Annotated in this window: 20 protein-coding genes and 1 pseudogene; 6 read left to right on the top strand and 15 right to left on the bottom strand. The window is 71.9% G+C overall.

Going from position 1 to position 23,511, the window contains the following annotated elements:
* Positions 1-6: 6 nt before the first annotated feature.
* Genes GQS52_RS13100 through GQS52_RS13090 form a run of 3 tightly spaced genes read right to left on the bottom strand, consistent with a single transcriptional unit; the run spans position 7 to position 2,835 of the window.
* Positions 7-924 (bottom strand): ABC transporter ATP-binding protein, encoded by a 918-nt coding sequence (locus GQS52_RS13100; protein ID WP_182313630.1) that lies wholly within the window; start codon positions 922-924, stop codon positions 7-9.
* A complete protein-coding gene (locus tag GQS52_RS13095; RefSeq protein WP_182313629.1) occupies positions 921-1,859 on the bottom strand; it encodes an ABC transporter permease in 939 nt (312 codons plus the stop codon). The genes GQS52_RS13100 and GQS52_RS13095 overlap by 4 nt, the downstream gene beginning before the upstream one ends.
* The gene (locus GQS52_RS13090) at positions 1,846-2,835 is read right to left on the bottom strand and encodes an ABC transporter ATP-binding protein (protein ID WP_182316417.1); all 990 of its coding nucleotides are present in this window, start codon (positions 2,833-2,835) and stop codon (positions 1,846-1,848) included. The genes GQS52_RS13095 and GQS52_RS13090 overlap by 14 nt, the downstream gene beginning before the upstream one ends.
* A 258-nt stretch (positions 2,836-3,093) precedes the next feature.
* Between GQS52_RS13090 and GQS52_RS13085 the strand changes: the two are divergent.
* Positions 3,094-3,318: pseudogene (locus GQS52_RS13085) on the top strand (LLM class flavin-dependent oxidoreductase); the annotation flags it as partial.
* Positions 3,319-3,405: 87 nt separating this feature from the next.
* On the opposite strand, the gene GQS52_RS13080 reads toward GQS52_RS13085, so the two are convergent.
* Genes GQS52_RS13080 through GQS52_RS13070 form a run of 3 tightly spaced genes read right to left on the bottom strand, consistent with a single transcriptional unit; the run spans position 3,406 to position 6,714 of the window.
* A complete protein-coding gene (locus GQS52_RS13080; protein ID WP_259370757.1) occupies positions 3,406-4,446 on the bottom strand; it encodes a hypothetical protein in 1,041 nt (346 codons plus the stop codon).
* Entirely contained in the window at positions 4,427-5,548 is a 1,122-nt protein-coding gene (locus tag GQS52_RS13075; RefSeq protein ID WP_182313627.1) for a DUF3696 domain-containing protein, read from the bottom strand. The genes GQS52_RS13080 and GQS52_RS13075 overlap by 20 nt, the downstream gene beginning before the upstream one ends.
* Positions 5,545-6,714 carry a DUF262 domain-containing protein gene (locus tag GQS52_RS13070; protein WP_259370756.1) on the bottom strand — a complete coding sequence of 390 codons (1,170 nt, stop codon included), beginning with the start codon at positions 6,712-6,714 and terminating at the stop codon, positions 5,545-5,547. The genes GQS52_RS13075 and GQS52_RS13070 overlap by 4 nt, the downstream gene beginning before the upstream one ends.
* Positions 6,715-6,855: 141 nt before the next feature.
* Here GQS52_RS13070 and GQS52_RS13065 point away from each other — a divergent pair, with 141 nt between their 5' ends.
* Positions 6,856-7,749, top strand: a complete 894-nt coding sequence (locus GQS52_RS13065) for an LLM class flavin-dependent oxidoreductase (protein ID WP_182313626.1) — start codon at positions 6,856-6,858, stop codon at positions 7,747-7,749.
* A 176-nt stretch (positions 7,750-7,925) separates the two neighbouring features.
* The gene (locus GQS52_RS13060) at positions 7,926-8,801 is read left to right on the top strand and encodes an HAD hydrolase family protein (protein ID WP_182313625.1); all 876 of its coding nucleotides are present in this window, start codon (positions 7,926-7,928) and stop codon (positions 8,799-8,801) included.
* Between the two features lie 191 nt (positions 8,802-8,992).
* On the opposite strand, the gene cydD is transcribed toward GQS52_RS13060, so the two are convergent.
* The 4 genes from cydD to hisC form a co-directional block, all read right to left on the bottom strand.
* Entirely contained in the window at positions 8,993-12,532 is a 3,540-nt protein-coding gene (gene cydD, locus GQS52_RS13055; RefSeq protein ID WP_182313624.1) for a thiol reductant ABC exporter subunit CydD, read from the bottom strand.
* A gap of 97 nt (positions 12,533-12,629) precedes the next feature.
* A complete protein-coding gene (gene cydB / locus GQS52_RS13050) occupies positions 12,630-13,637 on the bottom strand; it encodes a cytochrome d ubiquinol oxidase subunit II (RefSeq protein ID WP_182313623.1) in 1,008 nt (335 codons plus the stop codon).
* 22 nt (positions 13,638-13,659) lie between these two features.
* A complete protein-coding gene (locus tag GQS52_RS13045) occupies positions 13,660-15,237 on the bottom strand; it encodes a cytochrome ubiquinol oxidase subunit I (RefSeq protein WP_182313622.1) in 1,578 nt (525 codons plus the stop codon).
* Positions 15,238-15,387: 150 nt separating this feature from the next.
* Positions 15,388-16,473, bottom strand: coding sequence for a histidinol-phosphate transaminase (gene hisC / locus GQS52_RS13040; protein WP_182313621.1), 1,086 nt, complete (start codon positions 16,471-16,473; stop codon positions 15,388-15,390).
* Between the two features lie 339 nt (positions 16,474-16,812).
* On the opposite strand from hisC, the gene GQS52_RS13035 reads away from it, so the two are divergent.
* From GQS52_RS13035 to GQS52_RS28230, 3 genes are all read left to right on the top strand, one after another.
* Positions 16,813-17,925 carry a LacI family DNA-binding transcriptional regulator gene (locus GQS52_RS13035; protein ID WP_182313620.1) on the top strand — a complete coding sequence of 371 codons (1,113 nt, stop codon included), beginning with the start codon at positions 16,813-16,815 and terminating at the stop codon, positions 17,923-17,925.
* A gap of 226 nt (positions 17,926-18,151) precedes the next feature.
* Positions 18,152-19,240, top strand: a complete 1,089-nt coding sequence (locus GQS52_RS13030; RefSeq protein ID WP_182316414.1) for a metallophosphoesterase — start codon at positions 18,152-18,154, stop codon at positions 19,238-19,240.
* Between the two features lie 358 nt (positions 19,241-19,598).
* A complete protein-coding gene (locus tag GQS52_RS28230) occupies positions 19,599-20,774 on the top strand; it encodes a GH25 family lysozyme (RefSeq protein WP_275946473.1) in 1,176 nt (391 codons plus the stop codon).
* A gap of 63 nt (positions 20,775-20,837) precedes the next feature.
* On the opposite strand, the gene GQS52_RS13020 is transcribed toward GQS52_RS28230, so the two are convergent.
* The 5 genes from GQS52_RS13020 to GQS52_RS13000 form a co-directional block, all read right to left on the bottom strand.
* Entirely contained in the window at positions 20,838-21,041 is a 204-nt protein-coding gene (locus GQS52_RS13020; protein ID WP_259370755.1) for a hypothetical protein, read from the bottom strand.
* The gene (locus tag GQS52_RS13015; protein WP_182313619.1) at positions 21,041-21,910 is read right to left on the bottom strand and encodes a GNAT family N-acetyltransferase; all 870 of its coding nucleotides are present in this window, start codon (positions 21,908-21,910) and stop codon (positions 21,041-21,043) included. Before GQS52_RS13015 ends, GQS52_RS13020 begins: the two co-directional genes overlap by 1 nt.
* An 88-nt stretch (positions 21,911-21,998) precedes the next feature.
* Positions 21,999-22,163, bottom strand: a complete 165-nt coding sequence (locus tag GQS52_RS13010) for a hypothetical protein (RefSeq protein ID WP_182313618.1) — start codon at positions 22,161-22,163, stop codon at positions 21,999-22,001.
* Positions 22,160-23,284, bottom strand: coding sequence for a radical SAM protein (locus tag GQS52_RS13005; protein ID WP_182313617.1), 1,125 nt, complete (start codon positions 23,282-23,284; stop codon positions 22,160-22,162). Before GQS52_RS13005 ends, GQS52_RS13010 begins: the two co-directional genes overlap by 4 nt.
* A complete protein-coding gene (locus tag GQS52_RS13000; protein ID WP_182313616.1) occupies positions 23,284-23,487 on the bottom strand; it encodes a hypothetical protein in 204 nt (67 codons plus the stop codon). The genes GQS52_RS13005 and GQS52_RS13000 overlap by 1 nt, the downstream gene beginning before the upstream one ends.
* Between the last annotated feature and the right edge of the window lie 24 nt (positions 23,488-23,511).

The following is a 23,511-nucleotide window of genomic DNA, read 5'->3' as shown; positions in this document are numbered from 1 at the left end:
GCGGCCCTATGCCGATACCAGGTAGGAGAAGACGCTCTCCAGGGACTCGTCGGACGGCGACACGGTCAGCAGCCGGATGCCGTTCTCCTTCGCGACCCGGGGCAGCAGCTCGGTGAAGCGCGCGAAGTCGACCGCCCGGACGCGCAGCGCCCGTTCCGCCGGGTCCAGTTCGACGCCGGCCGTCGACCCGTCGGCGATCAGCGCCGAGGCCAGGCGGCGGTCGTCGCTGGAGCGCACCAGGTAGTGGTGGGGGCGGTCGGTCATCATGCGGCGGATCTTGCGGAAGTCCCCGGACGCGGCGTGACGGCCCGCGACGACCACCTCGATGTGGTGGGCGAGCTGCTCGACCTCCTCCAGGATGTGCGAGGAGAACAGCACCGTGCGGCCGTCCTCACCCATCCGCCGCAGCATCTCCATGAGCTGGAGGCGCTGACGGGGGTCCATGCCGTTGAACGGTTCGTCCAGCAGCAGCACCGAGGGGTCGTGGACCAGGGCGGAGGCCATCTTCACGCGCTGGCGCATGCCTTTGGAGTAGGTGCTGATCCGGCGGTCCTGCGCGTACTCCATCTCGACCGTGGCCAGTGCGCGGGCGGCCGCCGCGCCGGGGTCGGGGAGGCCGTGCAGTTCGGCGTTGGCGAGGACGAACTCGCCCCCGGTGAGGAAGTCGTACATCGCCTCGCGCTCGGGGACGACCCCGATGTGACGGTAGACCCCCTCGTTCTGCCAGACCGGTTCGCCGTCCAGAGTCACCGCTCCGGTGGAGGGTGCCAGGAAGCCGCCCATCATGTTGATCAGGGTGGACTTGCCCGCGCCGTTGGGGCCGAGCAGGCCGGTGACGCCGGGGCCGATCGTCATGGTGACGTCGTTGACGGCGACGACGTTCCCGAACCAGCGGGAGGCGCGGTCGACGGAGAGTGTGGTCACGACAGCCCGACCTTTCGGTAGCGGCGCATCAGGAGGCCGAAGCAGCCGGCGACGGTGCCCAGCAGGAGGAGGACGCCGACGGCACCGACCGCGGCGCCCGTGGGCGCGAACTCCTGGGCGTGGGCGGAGGCCACGTCCAGCAGCCAGACCTGCACGCCGTCGAGCAGCGTGGTCGGCGAGAGCAGGCCGAGCCAGGGGGTGATCGGGGTGCGGTCCTGCATCAGTGCGATGGACTGCACCGTGCCGACCGCCGCGTAGGAGAAGGTGAACAGGGCGATGATCCCGGCGACCCCGAAGCCGCGGCGCGGCGTCGCGGCGGCCACGACCAGGCCGAGCCCGGACAGGAGCAGGGACATCAGCGCCGTGCCGACCAGGCCCTTGGCGAGGCCGAGGGTCTGGGCGCCGATGGGCATCTTCGCCAGCAGCGCGCCGACGTAGAGGATCAGCAGCGGCACCGCGTTCAGGAGGAACACTGCGGCGGAGAGCGCCGCGTACTTGGCCGCCACGTAGTCGAACCGCTCGATCGGGCGGGAGAAGTACAGGGTGACGGTCCTGAACCGCAGGTCGGTGGAGACGGCCTGCGGCGCCTGGGAGGCCACGTACAGTCCGATCACGGCCTGCAGGTAGATCGCGTAGCCGGTGTACTCCAGCGGGAGCTTGTTCATCTTCGTGGCGACGGCCACGGCCACGACGACGAGCGCGGGCGCGCACATCACCCCGACCAGGATCATCGGCAGCACCTTGGACCTGGCCGAACGCCCCAGCCCGTAGGCGCCGCGCAGGCTCTGCGCGAACAGGGAGCGGCGGACGTAGGCCCGGCCCAGGCGCGGGCCGTCGTAGTGGCGGTAGCCGATGTTGTGGATGACGTCCGGCGCGGAGCCGGGCGGGGGCGCCGCGGCGGGCGCGGCGGGCGCGGTGGTCTCAGGCTGCGGCATCGCCGTCGCCCTCCTTCCGGGAGACGTCGGGACCGGCCGGGGCGGCGGGGCCGGTACCGGCAGGGTCTGCGGTGGCGGCGGGGGTGTCCGCGTCGCCGGGGCGGAAGACCTCCGCTATGCCGTGCCGCCGCTGCTCCATGCGCACCAGCCCCAGGCCGAGGCCGGCGACCGCGTCGCGGACGGTGTCGCAGACCCGCTCGTCCGGCATGTCGACGAGGAGCAGCCGGCCCTCGGCGCGTGCCCGGGCACCGGCCCCGTCCAGGGCCCGGAGCAGGGCCGCGGCGCCGTCGGGGTGCCGGTCGCTGTCGGTCACCTCGACGGCGAGGGAGGCCGTGGTGCGGGTGAAGTCGGCGGTGGAGGAGGAGCGCAGCAGCCGGCCGCCGTCGACGACCACGACGTGGTCGCAGGTGCGTTCCAGCTCGCCCAGCAGGTGGGAGGTGACCAGGACCGAGATCCCGAAGTCGGTCCACACCCGCCGGATCAGGCCCAGCATCTCGTCGCGGCCCACCGGGTCCAGCCCGTTGGTCGGCTCGTCCAGCAGCACCAGCTGCGGGTCGTGGACCAGTGCCTGGGCGAGCTTGACCCGCTGCTTCATCCCGGTCGAATAGCCGCCGACGGGCCGGTAGCGCTCCTCGTAGAGGCCGACGTGGCGCAGGGTGTCCGCCGCCCGCTCGCGCGCCGCGGCGGGCGGCAGCCCCGACATGCGCGCCATGTGGACGACGAACTCGGTGGCCGTCACGTCCGGCGGCAGGCAGTCGTGCTCGGGCATGTAGCCGACGCGCTCGCGGATCCCGGGGCCCTCGGTGGCCACGTCCAGGCCCAGGACGCTCGCCCGGCCCTCCGTGGCGGGTAGCAGGCCCAGCAGGATCTTGATCAGCGTCGACTTGCCGGCTCCGTTGGCCCCGACCAAGCCCACCACTCCGGGTGCGACGTCGAGGGTGAGCCGGTCCAGTGCGGTCACCCGTGGGTACCGCATGGTGAGGCTTTCGGTTGCGATGACTGTCACGGAACGACCGTAGGGGCGCCCGCCACGCCGCACGTCACCCTTGCAGGCGGACCTCGGTCGTCCTGACGGCTGACCCGCCCCTACGGGACCCCGCCCGGCGGTGGAGGCGGCACCCGGGGTCGGCGCCCCGGGGCGGGGCCCGGGGCGACGGTCCCGGGCCGGGACGGCGGGGCGAGCACGTCTGCCGCACGGCCGGATCCCGCGGGGGGACGAACGTAGAGTCGGACCATGAGTCTGCGTCTGAGCACCGTGATACTCCCCGTCGACCGCTGGCACGAGGGGGGCCGCGCGAAGTGGCGGCGCGCCGAGGAACTGGGCTTCCACGCCGCGTACACCTACGACCACCTGTCCTGGCGGTCCTTCCGCGACGGCCCCTGGTTCGGCGCCCTGCCCACCCTCACCGCCGCCGCCACGGCGACCGAGCGGCTGCGCCTGGGCACCCTCGTCACGTCAGTCAAGCCTCGTTCATACATCACGGGCTGACCTGGTTGTTGATGTGTGAGAGGAACATCCACGGCCATGCCCTTCGGTCTCATTCGCTCAGGTCTCCAGATGCTCCACGAAGATCCCAACGAGGATCCGGTCGCCGTGCTCGGCGATCGGCAATGAGAAGTGGACCCTGTCGCGATCCCAGAGCCGCTTGCCGTGCCACTCGCATCGGTAGGTGCCGTCGCCGTATCCGACGTTGCGCTGCTCCCACGCCTTCGCGTTCCTCTTCGTATTTGGGCTCTCGGGTGAGATGTCCAGGCCCAGAGCACTGAACCTCCGGACAACCTGTTTCTGGTCGCCGGCGCATTCAGCCAGCGTCCGGGCGAAGTGGTCGTCGATCGCTCCCAACAACTTCACGAGCCATGGCAGGACTTCGGCGTAGGCGCCCTTGAAGTGGTGCAGACGCAGAGAGTCGGCGAACAACAGCCGGGGGAACGCGTCCTCTGTGAAGGTGAAGAAGCACTCGGCCGGCACGTTCTCGTGGGTGAGGACACCTCGCCAGAAGATCGGTACGTCGTCGGGGCGTCGTAAAACGTGCAACTTCACCTCGTCCTGGCCAACCTCCGTCGTTCGCGTGACGGTGACCCATCCAGACGGCCAGTCGGGTTCTGTGGCGTAAGGCACCAGGAGACAGGACATGGCGCGGCCCATCGCTGCCCGTGCCAGGGCGTGGGCTGTACCCCAGGAAGGTTCCTGCCAGGAGCCCTCGGCTACCCGGGCCGGCTGGGGCAGATCCGCCTCGTCCGGTATTACGCACCGACATTTACTTACCAGTTGCTGCAGCAGAGCCCGCTTGTCACGTGGTAGACCTCCGTCCGCGGAGTACAGGGCGTCGATCAGCGTGACCGAGGGGCGGCACTCGACGTCATACGCGGGCTCCATGAAGGCAGCTTTGCGGCCGTCAGCAAACGGTTGGAGGACTTCCACAAGGACGTCGAGGGCATCTCGCAGGCCGGAGTCCGTCAGCTCCCTCCAGTTAAAGCACTCCTCCGCGACTACGACGCGGTAGTCGTCGTCGACATCGAGGGCAGCGGAGGCGCTCAATAAGTCCTGCTCGTTTTCCCTTCCGTTCCTACCTGCCGCGTTGGGCACGAGCCAGCCTCCCGAGGTCGGTCTCGATCTGGTCGAAGAAACCATTGGGCCAATAGCTGAGTTCACCCTTGTCATTGATGTCGATGGACAGGGTCTGGTCGTGGTCGAAGTAGTGGGTGATCATGTCCGCCGCCGAGAGCGAGTGATCCTGCGCGACGGCGAGTCGAGCTCCGTTGAGGACGTGATCGCTGTGCGTCTCCACTACGACCTGCACTCCACTGCCGGCCACCCGTGCGAGGAACCGGCCCAGCCGAGACTGTCCCGCCGGATGCAGATGCGCCTCGGGGTTCTCCACGATCAGCAGATCGCCCGGCTCTGTGAGGAGTCCCGCGACGATGACCGGCAAGGCGTAGGAGATGCCGAACCCGGTGTTGACCGGGCGAATCTCCTCGCCGCTCAGCCCCGCCTCTCCGAAACGGATCGTCGTAGCCATGATTCCCACGGCGACCCGTGCAGTGATCTGGAGAGGACGGATGATCTCGGAGGCCCACGATTCGGCCTGGACTCTCAACTGCGGTCCTGCGGAATCTGGGTGGTGCAATGCACCTCGGACCGTCCTCCGAGTACTTACCGCGCGGGACTCGCGCAGTGCCAGCACCTGCGCCGTGAACTCACCCCGCACTCCGACTCCGATCCGGTCGGGCTCCTCGGCGGACACCGACAGCGTGTCGCGGGGGCCCAGACGCTCAGCGCACAGGTAGGTGAAAGCGGGGTCTGTGACAGCGGACCCGATACCCGGCACATGGGCCACTGGGAGCCGCCGCACATCGAGGTGCAGTGCCTGCTCGGCGTCAGGCAGCCCAAAGCCATACGCCCATGACTCACCGTTCGGGCCGCCCAGTCGAATGCTGATCTCACGCGCGTCGGTCGTCCAGTTCAGCACGTCCCGGGCCTCGCCGAGAGCCAGCCCGAGCGGGCCGTTCAGCCTGATCGTGGCACCTGCCGCTGCACCCGACGTGCTTGCCAACCTCGCCAGCAGCAGGGACTGGACCAGGGTGCTCTTGCCGCCACCGTTAACTCCGGTCAGGACCGTGAAAGGACGCAGGTCAAACGACGCCGATTCAAACCGCTTGAAGCCCCGAATCTCCAGGGAAGTGATCACCGGCCGGCTCCCGCGTCCGCCACGGCGGCCTTGAAGCGGTAGTCCACCCTAAACCGGTCAGCGGTGGACGAGGTGATGGCGTTGAGGTACGTGACGTCGGTGGTCATCCGCTCACGGGCCGCCTTCACAATGGCTGTTCGACGCGTACGCAGGTCGGCAGTCGTGCAGTCGGGGTCGGCCAAGGCCATGGACCAGCTCTCGAACATGGCGCGGTTGATCGGGCGACGGTAATCGTCGCCCTCCGGCCACTTGCGGAAAGCGTGCTCGCCGAAGACGAGGTACGCGTGAGTCATCGCCCTCTCGAAGGCAGTCTCCAGCTCAGTCACCTGCTCGTCTGGGACCTGCTTCGGATCATCCAGCATCTCGGTGGCGTCCATCAGGAACTGCTCCATGAAGGGCCGCTCCTGGTAGGCCAAGACCCCCTTCAGCCAGAACGCGGCGAACCGCAGGGCCATCTCCCGATCGTTCATCCGAATGTGATCGGTGAGGCGGCCCCCAGTGGCCTTGGCAAAAGCATCCGTATGAGTCATCCGGTGCAAGATGCCCCTGCTACGCGGGCTACTCATGCAGTGCCGGATCTCTTGGGCGTTGAGCGGAGTTCCACCAGTGTTGATGCGCTTGAAGATCTCGTACGTGACGCCGCGCGGTGTCGTCGGGTCAATCACGTTGACGATCAGCTGGGTGTTGTTGATTCGTCGCTGGGACGGTACAGGGAGATCACTGAAGCGCAGGTCCTTCAGGTCGTTCAGGTGTTCCAGCTTCCCAAGGGCGAAACCGTTGTCTCCACCTCGGACGAACGCGTGCAGCGTAGACAGTCGCTGAAGGCCGTCGACAACGCGGAAAGATCCGTCCGCGTCCTCCGCGAAGTAGAACGCGGGCAGCGGGATCTGGAGCAGCAATGACTCGACCAACAGGGACTTTTGGTCCGTCCGCCAGACCTGCAGCCGCTGGAAGTCCGGAGCAAGCTCGATGGAACCCTCGTCGATCTGGTCGAGGATGTTACGCAGGGAGAACTGACTGGTGTTAACCCGAATCTGGTCAGGGTTCCACGGACGCTGAATCTGGGTGGTGTCCTCGCCAGAGTCCTCGACCTCGATACCCGTGGCGTGTCCGTCGAACACGTCCTCCACCACGTCTGGAGTCGTCTGCGTGCCGTTCATAGCCATGCGGGCCATCCTAGGGACCAGTGGCGCAGGCGGGAGGAGTTTGCCGACCTCCTCCGCTTCGCCCCACAGCACTCGCGCAGATCACGCCGCCGCGGTTGCGTGCACCCTCACCCGCCGGTGCGTGAGCGTAGGGTCGGTAGCATGCGTCTGAGTACGGTGATCCTCCCCATCCACCGGTGGAGCGAGGGACAGAAGACCTGGCGGCGCGCCGAGGAACTGGGCTTCCACGCCGCGTACACCTACGACCACCTGTCCTGGCGGTCCTTCCGCGACGGCCCCTGGTTCGGCGCCCTGCCCACCCTCACCGCCGCCGCCACGGCGACCGAGCGGCTGCGCCTGGGCACCCTCGTCACGTCGCCGAACTTCAGGCACCCCGTGACGCTGGCCAAGGAGCTGATCTCGCTCGACGACATCTCGGGCGGCCGGACCGTCCTCGGCATCGGCGCGGGCGGCAGCGGCTTCGACGCCACCGCGCTGGGGCAGGAGGCGTGGACGCCGAAGGAGCGGGCGGACCGGTTCGCCGAGTTCGTGCCGCTGCTCGACCGGCTGCTCACCGAGGACGCGGTCTCGCAGCGAGGCACCTTCTACTCGGCCGACGAGGCCCGGAACGTCCCCGGCTGCGTGCAGCGGCCGAGGCTGCCGTTCGCGGTGGCGGCGACCGGCCCGCGCGGGCTGAGGCTGGCCGCCCGGTACGGGCAGGCGTGGGTGACCACCGGCGATCCGAAGCTGTACGCGGCGGGGACCCCGGAGCAGTCGGTGGAAGCGCTGCGCGGCCAGGTCGAGGAACTCGGCAAGGCGTGCGCGGAGACCGGCCGGGATGTGGCCGGGCTGGACAAGATCCTGCTGACCGGCTTCACCCCGGACCGCGGACGGCCGCTGGAGTCCCTGGAGGCGTTCGTCGACTTCGCCGGGCGGCACCGCGAGCTCGGCTTCACCGAGATCGTGGTCCACTGGCCGATCCCGGACTCCGACTTCGCCGCCGACCAGGCGGTCTTCGAGCGGATCGCCACGGAGGCCGTCGCCCGGCTCGGCTGACGTCCGACGTCGACGGCATGGCCCGGCTGTGCGGCGGCCGTGTCCGGCTCGTCGGCATCCGATCGAAGGCATCGAAGGCGCGGTCGGCGTCACCGGGGGCGGCAGCGGCGGCCGGTGGCCGGGGAGGGGTGTCGTGTGCGTCGCACCGGACGCGTGCGCCCCCGTGCGTCTGTCATATGCGCGAGGATGGGCGGGTGACCTCAGCCATCCGCCCCCTGCCCCCGGGCGCCCTGTCGGGCAGCCGCACGACACGGGTGATCGCCACCGACCTGGACGGCACGCTCCTGCGTGACGACAAGACGGTCTCCCCGCGCACCGTCGCCGCCCTCGCGGCGGCGGAGGAGGCCGGCATCGACGTGCTCTTCGTGACCGGCCGGCCCACCCGCTGGATGCACGTGGTCAGCGGGCACACGGCGCGGCACGGCGTCGCCATCTGCGCCAACGGCGCCGCCGTGTACGACCTGCACAACGACACGGTCCTGCAGGCGTACCCGCTGCCGGAGGCGCGCGCGTTGGCCGTCGTGGCGGCGCTGCGGGAGGCCGTGCCCGGGTCCTCGTTCGCCGTGGAGCGCCTCGGGGGGTTCCACCACGAGCCGGGCTACCCGCCGCTGGACCCCGGCCCGGACGCGGTGGTCGCGCCGGTCGAGGAACTGCTCGCCGTGGACGAGGCCGCACCGGTGCTGAAGCTGCTGGCCAAGCACCCGGCGATCGACCCGGACGAGTTCCTGGCCGCGGCCCGGGCCGCGGCGGGCGAGCACGCCGAGTTCACCCGCTCCTCCCCGTCCGCGCTGCTGGAGGTCAGCGGGCAGGGGGTCAGCAAGGCCAGCACCCTGGCCCGCTGGTGCCGGCAGCGCGGCGTGCGGCAGGAGGAGGTCGTCGCCTTCGGCGACATGCCCAACGACCTGCCGATGCTCGGCTGGGCCGGCACCGCGTACGCCGTCGCCAACGCGCACCCGGAGGTCCTGGCGGCGACCGTGCACCACACCGCGGCCAACGAGCAGGACGGCGTGGCCGTCGTCATCGAGCGGATCCTGGCGGGGCTCGCGGGCTGAGCCGCCGCGGCGCGGGCGGCGCGGGCGGCGCGGCGCGGGCGGCGCGGCGCGGGCGGCGCGGCGCGGGCGGCGCGGCGCGGGCGGCGCGGCGCGGGCGGCGCGGGCGGCGCGGCGCGGGCGGCGCGGCGCGGGCGGCGCGGCGCGGGCGGCGCGGGCGGCGCGGCGCGGGCGGCGCGGGCGGCCCAGCGCGGTCAGCGCGGCCCGGGGAGGAGGTCGGCCGCCCGCTCGCGCTCGCGCATGCGGCGCAGTGGGCCGTCGGCCGCGGCCAGTTCGTCCCAGCCGCCGCGCTGGACGACCTCTCCCCCGTCGAGGACGACGACCTCGTCGACCCGGCCCTCGAGACCGGCGAGGCGGTGGGTGATCATCAGGGTGCTGCGTCCCTCGGTCGCGGCCAGCAGGTCGGCGGTCAGGGCGTCGGCCGTCGCCAGGTCCAGGTGCTCGGCCGGTTCGTCGAGCACCAGGACGGGGAAGTCGGCGAGCAGGGCGCGGGCGAGCGCGAGGCGCTGCCGCTGGCCCCCGGAGAGCCTGGCCCCGTGCTCCCCGACGAGGGTGTCCAGGCCGTCCGGCAGGCTGTCGACCCAGTCCAGCAGACGGGCCCGCCCGAGCACCTGCCGCAGGTCGTCGTCGGTGGCGCCGGGGCGGGCGAGGCGCAGGTTCTCGCGCAGTGTGCTGTCGAAGAGGTGCGCGTCCTGGGCGCACAGTCCGATGCTGCGGCGCACGTCGTCGCCGGCCAGGGCGGTGGCGTCCCGGCCGGCCAGGGTGAAGCTGCCGGCCTCCGGGTCGAGGAAGCGCAGCAGCACGTGGGCGAGGGTGGTCTTGCCCGATCCGGAGGCCCCGACGACCGCGACGCGCCGGCCCGGCGCGAGGTCGAGGTCGATCCCGGCCAGGGCCGGGCGGGACTGCCCGGGGTGCCGGGCGGTGATGCCGCGCAGCCGCACCGGGAAGGGGGACGGCGGCGCGGCGGCCGGCTCGGCAGGCTCGCGCACCGGCTCGGGCGCGTCCAGCACGTCGGCGATGCGCTGCGCGGCCCGCAGGCTGCGCCGGCGGTGCTGGGCGGCGAGGGGCATTCCGGCGACCGACTCGAAGGCGGCCAGCGGGGTGAGGACGACGACGGCCAGGAGGAGGCCGTCGAGCCGCCCGGTGTGCACCGCCTGCACGCCTGCCAGGGCGCAGGCGGTGACGGTGAGGCCCGCGGTCAGGTCGTGCAGTCCGGTGCCCAGTGCGGTGGAGGAGGCGGAGCGCTGCGCGATCCGGCGCAGGTCGGCGTCCGCGCGCAGCGCGGCGTCGCGGCGGCCGGCCAGCGCTCCGGCGACGGTCAGTTCGGCCGTGCCGGAGAGCAGGTCGACGATCCGGGTGGCCAGCTCGCCCCGGGCGGGCGCCAGCCGCTGCTCGGCCCGGCGGGAGAAGGCGTCCGTGACCGCGGGCACCGCGACGCCCGCGACGAGCAGCCCGAGGGCCAGGAGGGCTCCGGCCTCGGGCAGGAGCAGGCCGGTCAGCAGGCAGGAGACGGCCGAGACGGCCACGGCGACGACGGCCGGGAGCCGGGAGCGCAGGAAGTAGTCCTGCAACTGGTCGACGTCGGCGACGAGGCGGGAGAGCAGGTCGCCGCTGCGGGTGCGGCGCAGGCCGGCGGGGGCCAGGCGTTCCAGGCGGCGGTAGACGTCGGCGCGCAGCCCCGCCAGGGCCCGCAGGACCGCGTCGTGGGTGACGAGCCGCTCGGCGTAGCGGAAGACGGAGCGGCCGATGCCGAAGGCGCGGGTCGCGGTGACGGCGACCATCAGGTAGAGGATGGGCGGCTGCTGCGAGGCCCGGGAGATCAGCCAGCCCGAGGTCGCCATCAGTCCCACGGCGCTGAGCAGCGCGAGGCTGCCCAGGGCCGCGCCGAGGGCGAACCGGCCGCGCAGCGGGCGGGCGGTCCGGCGCAGCCGGAGCAGCGGCCGGTCGCCGGCCGCGCGGGGCGGCCCGGCGAGACCCGGGGCCGCGGGCCCGGGGACGGCGGGGGCGGGGACGGCGGGGGACGGGGCCGCGGAAGCGGCGGGTGCGGGGGCGCTCCCGGCCGGCGGCTCCGCCGGGGCCGCCGTTCCGCCGGCCGCCGCCGGGGCGAGGGTGACGGTGCGGTCGGCGACGGCGAGGAGCGCTGGGCGGTGGACGACCAGCAGGACGGTGCGGCCGGCCGCGAGGCGGGCCACCGCCTCGACCACGGCCTGTTCCGTCGCGCCGTCCAGGTTTGCCGTGGGTTCGTCCAGCAGGAGCAGGGGCCGGTCGGCGAGGAAGGCGCGGGCGAGCGCGATGCGCTGGCGCTGTCCGGCGGACAGCCCGGCGCCTCCCTCGCCGAGGACGGTGTCCGCGCCGTCGGGGAGTTCGTCGACGAACGGCAGTGCTCCGGCGTCGCGCAGGGCGTCGCGCACCTGCTCGTCGGTGGCGCCGGGCCGGGCGAGGCGGACGTTGGCGGCGACGGTGTCGGCGAACAGGTGGGGGTGCTGGGGCACCCAGGCGATCTGCGCGCGCCACTGCTCGGGGTCGATGTCGGCCAGGTCCTCGCCCCCGGCGAGGATGCGGCCGGAGGCGGGGGCGGTGAAGCCGAGGAGGGCGGAGAGCAGGGTGGACTTGCCGGCCCCGCTGGGGCCGACGAGGGCGACGGTCTCCCCGGGGCGCAGTGTCAGGGAGGTGCGGGGGAGGGATTCCTGGGTGCGGCCCGGGTGGCGGACCACCAGGGAGTCGACCTCGACGGCGGTGGTGCGCAGGTCGGGTGCGGGGGCGCGGCCGGCCGGGGGCGCGGGGGCCTCCAGGACGGAGAAGACCTCCTCGGCCGCCGCCACGCCCTCCGCGGCCGCGTGGAACTGGGCGCCGACCTGGCGCAGCGGCAGGTACGCCTCGGGGGCGAGGACGAGCACCAGCAGGCCGGTGCGGAGGTCGAGGGTGCCCTCGACGAGCCGGAAGCCGATGGAGACGGCGACCAGCGCGACCGAGAGGGTGCTGAGCAGTTCGAGGGCGAAGGACGAGAGGAAGGCGATGCGCAGGGTGCGCATCGTGGCGCGCCGGTAGTCGTCGGTGATCCGGCGGACGGCCTCGGCCTGGGCCTTGGCCCGGCCGAAGACCTTCAGGGTGGGCAGTCCGGCGACGACGTCGAGGAAGTGGCCGGACAGCCGGGACAGCAGCCGCCACTGCCGGGCCGTCCGCTCCTCGGTGTACCAGCCGATCAGGGCCATGAACAGGGGGATGAGCGGCAGGGTGAGGGCGATGGTCAGGGCCGAGACCCAGTCGGAGGTGACGATCCGGGCGAGCACCACCGCCGGTACGACCACGGCGAGCCCGAGCTGCGGGAGGTAGCGGGCGAAGTAGTCGTCGAGCGCGTCGATGCCGCGGGTCGCCAACGCGGTCAGCTCGCCGGTGCGCCGGCCGGCCAGCCATCCCGGGCCGAGGCGGCCGGTCTGCTCCAGCAGTTGTCCGCGCAGTTCGGACTTGACGGCGGCCGAGGCCCGGTCGGCCGCCAGGCCGGTCAGCCGGCCGACGAGGCCGCGTCCGGCCGCGGTAAGCGCCAGGAGCGCCAGCGGCACGGCGAGGCCGCCGACGTCCTCCCCGCCCTGGAAGGCGCCGACCACGACGTCGGCGATCAGCACCGCCTGGGCGACCACCAGGCCCGCGCCCAGCAGTCCCAGCGCCACGACCGCGGCGAGGAACCACCGTGTACTGCGGGCGTACCTCAGCAGGCGCGGGTCGACCGGTTTCACTGCGGCTGCCCTTCCGGGTCGTGTTTCACGTGAAACACGACCCTTCCGTGTCGGTTCCGTCCACGGGTCGGTGGTCGGCTTCCCGGTTCCCCGTGCCTCAGTGGCGCACGGGCTCGGGGATGTGCTGGGTGCCGATCCGCTTGCGGAAGACCCAGTACGTCCATGCCTGGTAGCCGACGACGAGGGGGGTGAAGACCAGCGCCACCCAGGACATCAGCTCCAGTGTGTAGGCGCTGGAGGAGGCGTTGGTGACGGTCAGGCTCCAGGCCGGGTCGGTGGTGGAGGGCATGACGTCCGGGAACAGGGCGAGGAAGAGGCTGGCGACCGCCGCCGCCACCGTGGCGCCGGACAGGGCGAACGCCCACCCCTCCCGGCCGGCCCGGTTGGCGGCCAGGGCGCCCAGGAGGGCGGCGACGGCCACCGCGACGGCCACCGCGCTGGTGCCGGAGCCGGTGAGGACCTGGGTCCAGCCCAGGAAGAGCACGGCCACCGCCGCGGTCACCAGGCCGAGCACGCCGGCCGCGCGGCGGGCGCGCTCCCGGATGTCCCCCAGGGTCTTCAGCGCCGCGAACAGCGCGCCGTGGAAGGTGAAGAGGGTCAGGGTGACGACGCCGCCCAGCAGGGCGTAGGGGTTGAGCAGGTCGAGCACGCCGCCGGTGAACTCCTTGTCGGCGTCGATCGGCACTCCGCGCACGATGTTGGCGAAGGCGACGCCCCACAGGAAGGCCGGCAGCAGGGAGGTCCAGAAGATCGCCGTCTCCCAGTTGCGCTTCCACCGCTCGCCGTCGCGCTTGGCCCGGTACTCGAAGGCGACGCCGCGCACGATCAGGCAGACCAGGATCAGCAGCAGCGGCAGGTAGAAGCCGCTGAACAGGGTGGCGTACCACTCGGGGAAGGCGGCGAAGGTGGCGCCGCCCGCGGTCAGCAGCCACACCTCGTTGCCGTCCCAGACCGGGCCGATGGTGTTGATCAGGACCCGGCGTTCCTTCTCGTCCCGGGCGAGGGCCCGGGTGAGGATGCCGATGCCGAAGTCGAAGCCCTCGAGGAAGAAGTAGCCGGTCCACAGGACGGCGATGAGGACGAACCAGAGGTCGTGGAGTTCCATCGTTGTCTCTCCTTGCGCCGTCTCAGTACGCGAAGACGAGGGGCTTGTCGGCGTCGGTGTCGGCCCCGTCCCCGCCGCCGGCACCGGTGCCGCCGGTTCCGGGTCCGCGCAGGGTCGGGTCCACGGCGGGGGGCTCCTCGTGGACCGGGACGGTCTGCGCGTACTTCACCAGCAGCCGGACCTCGACGACCGCGAGGATCCCGTAGAGCAGGGTGAAGACGATCAGGGAGGTGAGGACCTCGGCCTGGGTCACGCCGGGGGAGACGGAGTCGGCGGTGGTGAACAGGCCGTACACGGACCAGGGCTGCCGGCCCATCTCGGTGAAGATCCATCCCCAGGAGTTGGCGATCAGGGGGAAGCCCAGGGTGAGGACGGCCGCGCGCCAGGCCCAGGTGGTGAGGAACTCGCCCAGCTCGGTGTTCCGGGTGAGCATCAGGCGGGGCACCTCCTCGGAGCCGGTCCGCTTCTCCGGCGCGACCCAGAACCGCTTGCGGGTGAGCCACAGGCCGGCGACGGCGACCGCGAAGGAGGCCATGCCGAACCCGATCATCCAGCGGAAGCCCCAGTAGGTGACGGGGATGATCGGCTTGTAGTCGGCCGCGGTGTCCCCGAACTGCTCCTTCAGTTGCGCCTCGGTGTCGTTGATGCCGGGCACCTCGGAGTCCAGGTCGCCGTTGGCGAGGTAGGAGAGCAGGCCGGGTATCTCGATGGCCACGGTGTTGTGGCCCTTGTCGACGTCGCCGTAGGCGAAGACGGAGAACGGGGCGGGGCTCTCGGTCTCCCACAGCGCCTCGGCGGCGGCCATCTTCATCGGCTGCTGCTCGAACATCACCTTGCTGAGCGAGTCGCCGCTGAGCGCGGTGCCGAGGCCGAAGACGGTGGCGACGACCAGGCCCAGGCGCAGCGAGGTGCGCATCGCGGCGATCTTGCGGCCGTCGCGCTCCGCGGCAGGGGTGCGGCGGGCGCGCAGCAGGTGGAAGGCGGAGATGCCGACCATGAAGGCGGCGCCGGTGAGGAAGGCCGCGGTGAGGGTGTGGAAGACCACGACGAGAGTGGTGTTCTGGAAGAGCACGGCGGCGATGTCGGTGAGCTCGGCGCGGCCGTTGGCCTCGTTGATGCGGTAGCCGACCGGGTGCTGCATCCAGGAGTTGGCGGCGAGGATGAAGTAGGCGGAGAGCACCGTGCCCAGCGCCACCATCCACATGCAGGCGGCGTGCAGCTTCTTGGGCAGCTTGTCCCAGCCGAAGATCCACAGGCCGATGAAGGTGGACTCGAAGAAGAAGGCGATCAGCGCCTCCATCGCGAGGGGGGCTCCGAAGACGTCGCCGACGAAGCGGGAGTAGTCGGACCAGTTCATGCCGAACTGGAACTCCTGCACGATGCCGGTGACGACGCCCATCGCGATGTTGATCAGGAAGAGCTTGCCCCAGAACTTGGTGGCGTGGAAGTACTTCACCTTGCCCGTGCGCACCCAGGCGGTCTCCAGACCGGCCACAAGGGCGGCGAGACTGATCGTGAGGGGGACGAAGAGGAAGTGGTAGACGGTGGTGATGCCGAACTGCCACCGCGCCAGTGTCTCCGGCGCCAGAGCGATGTCCACGTCGAGTCTCCTTACCTCGCCGCGCGCGTGGGCCGTCGGGCCGTCGCGGGCGGGCAGGCGTCCACGCGTCTCGTGAATGCGTTCACATTCACAAGTCATTATCGCCCACACCCCCCGCGTTTCTGCAGGCAGGGGGGTGTGAGGCGGCTCTCAGAGCGCCTTGCGGAACTCCTCGGCGGTGCGCAGGAAGATGTCGTTGCCCTCGGTCTCGCCGATCGTGACCCGCACCCCCTCGCCGGGGAACGGACGGACCACCACGCCGGCCCGCTCGCACGCGGCCGCGAAGTCGGAGGTCTTCTCCCCCAGCCGCAGCCACACGAAGTTGGCCTGGGTGTCCTCGACCGTCCAGCCCTGGCCGAGCAGCGCCTCGCGCACCCGGGTGCGCTCGCCCACCAGCTGTTCCACCCGGACCATCAGCGCCTCCTCCGCGCGCAGCGAGGCGACCGCCGCGTCCTGGGCCATCTGGCTCACGCCGAACGGCACCGCGGTCTTGCGCAGCGCCGCGGCGACCGGCTCGTGGGCGATCGCGAAGCCGACCCGCAGGCCGGCCAGCCCGTACGCCTTGGAGAAGGTGCGCAGCACCGCGACGTTGGGGCGGTCCCGGTACAGCTCGACACCGTCGGGCACCTGCGGGTCGCGGACGAACTCCCGGTAGGCCTCGTCCAGCACCACCAGGACGTCGGAGGGCACCCGGTCGAGGAAGCGCTCCAGCTCCTCGCGGCGCACCGCGGTGCCGGTGGGGTTGTTCGGGTTGCAGACGAAGACCAGCCGGGTCCGGTCGGTGACCGCCTCCGCCATGGCGTCCAGGTCGTGGACCTCGCCGGGGGTCAGCGGCACCTCCACCGGGGTGGCCCCGGAGATCCGCGTGATGATCGGGTAGGCCTCGAAGGAGCGCCACGCGTACACGACCTCGTCGCCCGGGCCCGAGGTGGCCTGGAGCAGCTGCTGGGCGACGCCCACCGAGCCGGTGCCGGTGGCGACGTGCTCGGCCGGCACGCCGAAGCGGTCCGCCAGTTCGGCGGTCAGCCCGGAGCAGGCCATGTCCGGGTAGCGGTTGAAGGAGCGGGCCGCCGCCACGGCCTCGTCCAGGACGCCGGGCAGCGGCGGGTAGGGGTTCTCGTTGGAAGACAGCTTGCACGTGGGCCCGCCCGTGCCCGCGCTCGCGGCCGGACGCCCCGGCTTGTAGGTGGGCACGCTGTCCAGCGCGGCTCGCAGCCTGGGGCTCGTCTCACTCACTTCAGGTCCTCCTCGACCGGCCGTTCGGCAGGTGCTATCGGCTGTTCCACACCTTACGAGGCAGGGCGTGCGGAGCGGGAGGCGCTGTGCACGACCGCCCGCGCCGGTGGTGAGCACCGTGGTGCGCGTCCCTCGTACGAGTGAGTCCGTAACGTGCCCTTACGTCCCTGTTCCGGAAGCTCGGCCACTTCCGGCGGATGCGCCCCGGTCCACCGGAAACCGCAGTTCAACGGCGTGCCGGAGGCCGGGGAGGGGCTCGGGGAGCGCAGAAACGTATCGGTGCCCCGGGCGGGCGGGAGCGGCCGCGGCACCCCCGTGTCCCCCTACTATCGGCTCGCCATGACAGCAGCTGGGAAGCACCATGCGAGCCGCCCCGCGGGACGGGGCGGCGGCCGTCGGCTGGAGCGGGCGGGGATCCGGGACGTGGCCGCGGCGGCCGGCGTCTCGATCACCACCGTCTCCGACGCCCTCAACGGCAAGGGACGCCTGCCGGACACCACCCGCCGCCACGTCCGCGAGGTCGCCGACCGGCTGGGCTACCGGCCGTCCGCCGCGGCGCGCACGCTGCGCACGGGACGCTCCGGGCTGATCGGCCTGACCGTGACCACCTACGGGGACGAACCCTTCACCTTCACCGAGTTCCCCTACTTCGCGGAGATGGCGAGGGCCGCGACCTCCGCGGCCCTCGCCCGCGGCTACGCGCTGGTGATCCTCCCCGCCACCTCGCGGCACGACGTGTGGAGCAACGTCGCACTCGACGGCACCGTGGTCGTCGACCCCTCCGACCACGACCCCGTGGTGGCGGAGCTGAGCCGCCAGGGCATCCCGGTCGTCAGCGACGGCCGCCCCCAGGGCGACTGCCCCGTGCACGCCTGGGTGGACAACGACCACGAGGCCGCGGTGCTGGGCATCCTGGACCACCTCTCCGAGGCCGGGGCCCGCCGCATCGGGCTCCTGACCGGCACCAGCACCGACACCTACACCCGCCTGTCCACCACCGCCTACCTCGGCTGGTGCGAGCGGGTCGGCCAGGAACCGGTCTACGAGGCCTACCCGGCGCACGACCCGTGCGCCGGCGCGGTCGCCGCCGACCGGCTGCTCGCCCGCCCCGACCGGCCCGACGCGGTCTACGGCCTGTTCGACCCCAACGGCACCGACCTGCTGGCCGCCGCCCGCCGCTACGGCCTGCGCGTCCCCGAGGACCTGTTATTGGTGTGCTGCAGCGAGAGCAACGTGTACGCGGCCACCGAACCCCCGGTCACCACCCTGTCGCTCAAACCCGCCCGGATCGGCACCTCGGTCGTCCAACTGCTCATCGACGCCATCGAGGGCGTGCCGTCCGCGCAGCCGGTCCAGCAGGTGATGCCCACCGACCTGATCGTGCGCACCTCCTCGCAGCGCCGCCCGCCGCGCACCACGGTGAGCCCTCCCCGCTCCTCCGGACGCGGCTGAGGCCCGGCCGGCGCCGCCGGGCCGGGGACTATCGTGTGATTTGCCCGAGGCGTGCCGCACGAGGGTCGCGAGGGTGCCTCACAAGCGAAGACCGTCGTTCCTATGATGGGCGAACGACACCGGAGGACCCCTTCACCGGCCAGTGAACAGTGCGGAACATGTGGCACTGGTCCGGGGCGGAAGCGCTCACCTCGGTCCCCCGGTGCCGACGAGCCTGCGGCGCGCGATGGTGGAGGGGTCGATGACTCAGGGGGCCGGTCAAGGACCCGTGACGGGAAGCGCTGCGGCCTGGCGGCCGGCGGCGTCGTACACACCGACCCAGCGCGACACGCGCCTGGTGCCGGAGGACTGGACACCGACCGAGCGCGACCTGCCGGTGGTGTCGCTGCCGCCGGAGGACGCGGCGGACGGCCGGCCCGGGCAGGAGGAGGCGCCCTCCGTCGAGCGCGGCGCCGAGACGCCCCCCGCCCCGGGCCCGCTGTACGTCGTCGGGGACGTGCACGGCTACCTCGACGAACTGCTCCGGGCGCTGCGGGAGCAGAACCTGGTCGACGACGAGGGCCACTGGTGCGCCGGCAACGCCCGCCTGTGGTTCCTCGGCGACTTCACCGACCGCGGCCCCGACGGCGTCGGCGTCATCGACCTGGTCATGCAGCTGTCCGCGGAGGCCGCGGCCTCCGGGGGCTACGCCAAGGCGCTGATGGGCAATCACGAACTGCTCCTGCTCGGCGCCAGGCGCTTCGGCGACACGCCGGTCGACTCCGGGGCAGGCACCGCCTCGTTCCTCGCGGCCTGGCGGCTCAACGGCGGCCAGCCCGGCGACATGGAGCGGCTGCGCGACCACCACGTCGCGTGGATGTCGCGGCTGGACGCCGCCACCGTCGAGGACGGCCACCTGCTGCTGCACTCCGACACCACCGCCTACCTCGACTACGGCACCAGCCTCGACGCGGTCAACGACGCGGTCACCGGGGTCCTCCAGCGCTCCGACGCCGACGAGTGCTGGGAGCTGTTCCGCAGGTTCACCAAGCGGTTCGCCTTCCGCGGCGAGGACGGCCCCGTGGCGGTGCGCGAGATGCTCAAGACCTACGGCGGCGAGCGGGTCGTCCACGGCCACAGCCCCATCCCCTACCTGGTGGGCGACGCCGGGGGCGAGGTGCCCGCGGACGGGGAGGACGGCCGGGCGCCCACGGTGGAGGGCCCCTACGTCTACGCCGACGGCCTGGCCGTCGCCATGGACGGCGGCGTGACCATGGACGGACGGCTGCTCGTCGCCCGGCTCCCCCTGTCCGACGGCGGGGCGGACCTCGGGTAGACGCGGCGGGCCGCCCCTCGGCCCGCCGCGTTTCAACCTGCCGCCCCTCGGCCTGCCGCGTCCCGGCCGACCGCCGGTCCTTCGGCCTGCCGCTTCACCGGCTGTCGGCGGCCGGCTGCCGGCCGCCGGTTCGCCGGTTCGCCGGCCATGTCGCCAGAAGTCCGGCAGGCGGTGCGGGCTCCGTTCAATGCGCGTAGAAAAAGAGGCCGTTCTCTCTACCGCCCGGGTCGCGGTTCCGGAATCATCGTCGCGGCAGTCGGCGCACATCCCCTGCCGACAGCACCCGACGCCTCGTCAACTCCCTTGCGAAGAAGGAACGACATCAGCGGAGGGGGCGGGGCCCGACCGGAGGAAGCCCATGCCCACCCCCCTCAGGCGCCTGTCCGCACGCTCCGCCGCAGTACTCACCGCGGCGGTCGTCGCGTCCGGCCTCGCAGGCACGGCGCCGGCGGCCGCGGCCGACCCGAGCACCTACAGCGTCCGCGGCATCGACACCAGCCGCCACAACCACGGTTCGGCGATCAACTGGAGCAGCGTCGCCGCCTCCGGGGAGTCGTTCGTCTTCCACAAGGCCACCCAGGGCACCAGCTGGGTCGACCCCTACTTCGCACAGGACTTCGCCGCCGCGTCCGCGGCCGGGCTGATGAACTCGGGCTACCACTTCTACTCCGAGGGCACCGGCTCCGCGCAGGCCGACCACTTCGTCAACACCCTGCGCGGCCAGGGCTACACCGGCAAGGCGGCGGGCCAACTGCCGCCGGTGGTGGACCTGGAGCACAACAGCGGGGCCTGCCCGACCTACGCGACGACCTCCCAGATCAGCACCTTCATCAGCAAGGTGAAGTCGGCCTTCGGGGTCACTCCGATCGTCTACACCTCCAAGTACTTCGTCGACGACTGCCTGGCCGGCGACGGCAGCATCTTCTCGACCACCCCGCTGTGGCAGCCCCGCTACGGAAGCGGCTCGACCGAGCCGGCGGCCGTGCCCGGCGCGGGCCGGAGCTGGTCGTTCTGGCAGTACACCGACACCGGTTCCGTCCCGGGGATAACCGGCAACGTCGACCGCAACGTCTTCCGCGGCACGCTCACCGAACTGCGCGCCATGGCCAACCTGGGCGGCTCCGCCCCGACCCCGTCCTGGCCGGTGATCAAGTCCGGCAGCACCGGCGCGGACGTCACCGCGGCGCAGCACCTGCTCACCTCCCGCGGGTACTCCACCACCGCGGACGGCAGCTACGGCCCGGCGACGGTGTCGCAGGTCACCGCCTTCCAGTCCGCCAACGGCCTGACCGCCGACGGCATCGTCGGCCCGGCCACCTGGGCGAAGCTGATCAGCACCGTGAAGAGCGGCTCCACCGGCAGCGCGGTCAAGGCCGCCCAGGTCCAGCTGAAGGCCCACGGCTACTCCCTCACCGTGGACGGGAGCTTCGGCCCCGCGACGACCTCCGCGGTCACCTCGTTCCAGAGCAGCCACGGCCTGACCGCCGACGGCATCGTCGGCCCCCTCACCTGGCAGACCCTGATCGGCGGCTGACCCGCACGGCGGACCGGGGGCGGCCGGCACCGGCTACGGCCGGCCGCTCCCCGGTCCGTGCGCTCAGTCGGCCAGCGGCAGGTAGACGCGGTTGCCGTTGGCGGCGAACTCCTCCGACTTCAGGCGCATCCCGGCCTCGGGATCGAGGACACCGTCGGCCCCGTCCCCCTCGCCCGTACCCGCACCGGCGGCCGCCGACAGGTCGCCGCCGTGCTCACGGCGGTTCAGTCCGGTCTTTCGTTGTCCTGGGTCAGGCCGCGATCCCACTACGGCCGTGTGGTGTGGCTGAAGCCGAGGGAGGTCAGCCCTTCGGACCGGCACAGCCTGTCGGAGGGACCACCGACCTCGGTCTGCAGGAGCTGGTAAGCGGCTCCATGGGACTGACCCCAGTGCATCGCAGCCCGCCACAGAACACGCCCGAGGCCCTGCCCCCGCGCCTCGGGCAGGACGGCGAAGTACTGGGGCATGAGCTGGGGGCAGCCGACCGCGTCGGGGCGCACTTCCATCGGGCCGATCGCGCCCACGATGCGACCGTCCACGGCGGCAGCGAGGACCGGGCCGCACCGGCCGGCCTGCATCCGCCCATGAAGGAAGGCCAGGCCATCGGCGGCCATGACCGAGGCGAACGGGGCAAAGGTCTCTTGCACAGCGTCCGGCCAGTCGGTGACGGGCCGGACCGGGCCGCCAGGATCGGGGCAGGGGCGGGCGGTGAAGTCCTGAAGCTGGATGCGGGTGCCGCGCGGGAATCCGGTTTCAGGACCGAGCGGGCGCACGACCCTCGCGTTGACCACGTCATGCACGACGGCGAGCTTCGCAGACAGTTCGGCCGCATCGTCCACGACGCTGTCACGGTGCCCGTAGGCGAAGACCTTGACGGTGCCACGTCCGCGTCGGGTCAGCGTGGGGATGAGGGTGTGATCGGACTGGTGGACCACGTCGCCACAAAGAACCGTCTCGTCCTTCTCACTGCTCCAACGCCGATCCTTGTCGTAGTGCAGGAAGGAACAATCAGCGACGGCCGCCCGCAGCGTGTCCTCGAAGAGATCCACGGTGAGGACGTGGGGGTGGACGGGGCCGAGAGTCGGCACGATCGGCGCGGTCAATACGGGCCGGAGCCAGTCCCAGCGGAAAAACATGAGCGGCACCTTAACGGTCGGTCGGCCAGGCCTCAGGCCCCGACGCGAATACGCCAGGGCCTGAGCGGAACCGATCGGATTCTGTCGGTTAGTGGGGGTTGTCGTCACCGGCATCGCAGGAGCATTCCGCGCTCTCCACGACCACGTCCAGGTCCAGGACGGCGGTGACCGCCGAAGCGGCGACGGGCGGGGCCGCGCGGCGCGCCGAGGCCGGCGGGCTGGGGAGGATGGTCACCGGTACGGGCGGGGTCATGAGGCGTTCTCCTTGTCTCCGTGCCGGCAGTAGCTGTGCAGCGGCGCCTTCGCCTCCTGGTAGTGCTTGGCCAGGGGGCGGCAGACCCGGCAGGTGCCGGACAGGGCGCAGCCCTCGCACCCTCCGGTGCGAAGCATGAGGTGGTCGGCGATGGCGCCGAGCCGGGTGAGGCCGTCGATGCCTTCGGCCATGAGGTCGATCTGGTCGTCTCGGCCGACCTTGCAGATCGACACCTTGGCGTGCGGGTCGGCGTGGAAGAAGGTGTGTCCCGCGTTGCAGCCGGCGAACGCCTTGCGCTGCCGCAGATGCGCGGCGGACTGAGCAAGGAGCGGTTCGCCGCCGCCATAGATCGTGGGCGTCATGTTCGTGTAGGCGTGGTTCTCGACGTTCCACTCATTGGCGAGGGCAGCCATCTCGTCCGCCTCGGAGGCGTTGTCCTCCGTCACCACGACGTTGATACGCAGGGGCAAGCCCGCCTCGCGTGCGGCGTCCATACCGCGCCGGAACGCCTTCCACGCACCACGGCGCTGGGTGAGCGCGTCGAAGGACTCCTCGCTCGCCCCGTACATGCTGACCACCAGGCGGTACGGCGGAGAGTCCCGGAAGAGCTTGAGGAGGTCCGGCCGCCAGAGCAGCGAGCCGTTCGTGGAGATGGTGAGCATCATCCCGGCCTGCCAGGCGTACCGGTAGGCACCCTGGAAGTCCGGATCCATGGTGGGCTCACCGCCCGTGATCTGGAGCCAGAGGACGCCAGCCTCGCGCATGATGTCCAGCAGCCGCACCTTGTCCTCCCAGTCGAGGCCGGAGAAGGGGCGCTCGCCGAGGTAGCAGTGCTTGCAGCCGAAGTTGCAACCGAGGTTGATCTCCCACGAGGCCCGGCAGTAGCCGTACGGGGACGGCTCGCGCACCAGCACCGTGCCCTGCGCGGGCCGGCCGTTCAGGTCGATGCCCCACACGTCGGATGCGGTCTGCACCGCCCAGGTGGGCAGGACCTCACCGTCGGCAGCGGCCTGCCGCAGGCCCTCGTAGTGGTCGGCGGGGATGCGAGCCCCAGCCCTGGCACCAGGCTTGAGGAGCAGATGCCCGTCAAGGAACGGGGAGGCGATCAGAGCGTGGGCCATCAGTGGTATTCCTTCCGGATCGAGAAGCGCGACGGCACGCGTACGCCCTGGCGGTCGGCGACGCGGCAGTAGATCTCGCCGAGCCCGTTGCAGGTGCCGCAGCTCTTGCCGGACGAGTCGACACCGCTGCCGCCGCAGTCCCCGCAGCTCTCGTTGCGAGGAGGGAGAGGGCACTGGGTCAGAGCGGATGGTGCAGTTGCCACGCAGGGAACCTCCGTGCAGAAGAA

It is taken from the genome of Streptomyces sp. SCUT-3, from assembly GCF_014083985.1.
Taxonomy (GTDB): domain Bacteria; phylum Actinomycetota; class Actinomycetes; order Streptomycetales; family Streptomycetaceae; genus Streptomyces_H; species Streptomyces_H thermolineatus.
Note: the sequence above shows the minus strand (reverse complement) of the source record. Positions and strands in the feature narration are given on the sequence as shown.

Coding starts and splice junctions, on each gene's coding strand:
- GQS52_RS28230 (WP_275946473.1), top strand. CDS start 19,599: ATGCCCACCCCCCTCAGGCGCCTGTCCGCACGCTCCGCCGCAGTACTC.
- GQS52_RS13035 (WP_182313620.1), top strand. CDS start 16,813: ATGACAGCAGCTGGGAAGCACCATGCGAGCCGCCCCGCGGGACGGGGC.
- GQS52_RS13005 (WP_182313617.1), bottom strand. CDS start 23,284: ATGGCCCACGCTCTGATCGCCTCCCCGTTCCTTGACGGGCATCTGCTC.
- GQS52_RS13030 (WP_182316414.1), top strand. CDS start 18,152: ATGGTGGAGGGGTCGATGACTCAGGGGGCCGGTCAAGGACCCGTGACG.
- GQS52_RS13070 (WP_259370756.1), bottom strand. CDS start 6,714: ATGGCTATGAACGGCACGCAGACGACTCCAGACGTGGTGGAGGACGTG.
- GQS52_RS13015 (WP_182313619.1), bottom strand. CDS start 21,910: ATGTTTTTCCGCTGGGACTGGCTCCGGCCCGTATTGACCGCGCCGATC.
- GQS52_RS13065 (WP_182313626.1), top strand. CDS start 6,856: ATGCGTCTGAGTACGGTGATCCTCCCCATCCACCGGTGGAGCGAGGGA.
- GQS52_RS13010 (WP_182313618.1), bottom strand. CDS start 22,163: ATGACCCCGCCCGTACCGGTGACCATCCTCCCCAGCCCGCCGGCCTCG.
- GQS52_RS13095 (WP_182313629.1), bottom strand. CDS start 1,859: ATGCCGCAGCCTGAGACCACCGCGCCCGCCGCGCCCGCCGCGGCGCCC.
- GQS52_RS13060 (WP_182313625.1), top strand. CDS start 7,926: ATGCGCGAGGATGGGCGGGTGACCTCAGCCATCCGCCCCCTGCCCCCG.
- GQS52_RS13090 (WP_182316417.1), bottom strand. CDS start 2,835: ATGCGGTACCCACGGGTGACCGCACTGGACCGGCTCACCCTCGACGTC.
- cydB (WP_182313623.1), bottom strand. CDS start 13,637: ATGGAACTCCACGACCTCTGGTTCGTCCTCATCGCCGTCCTGTGGACC.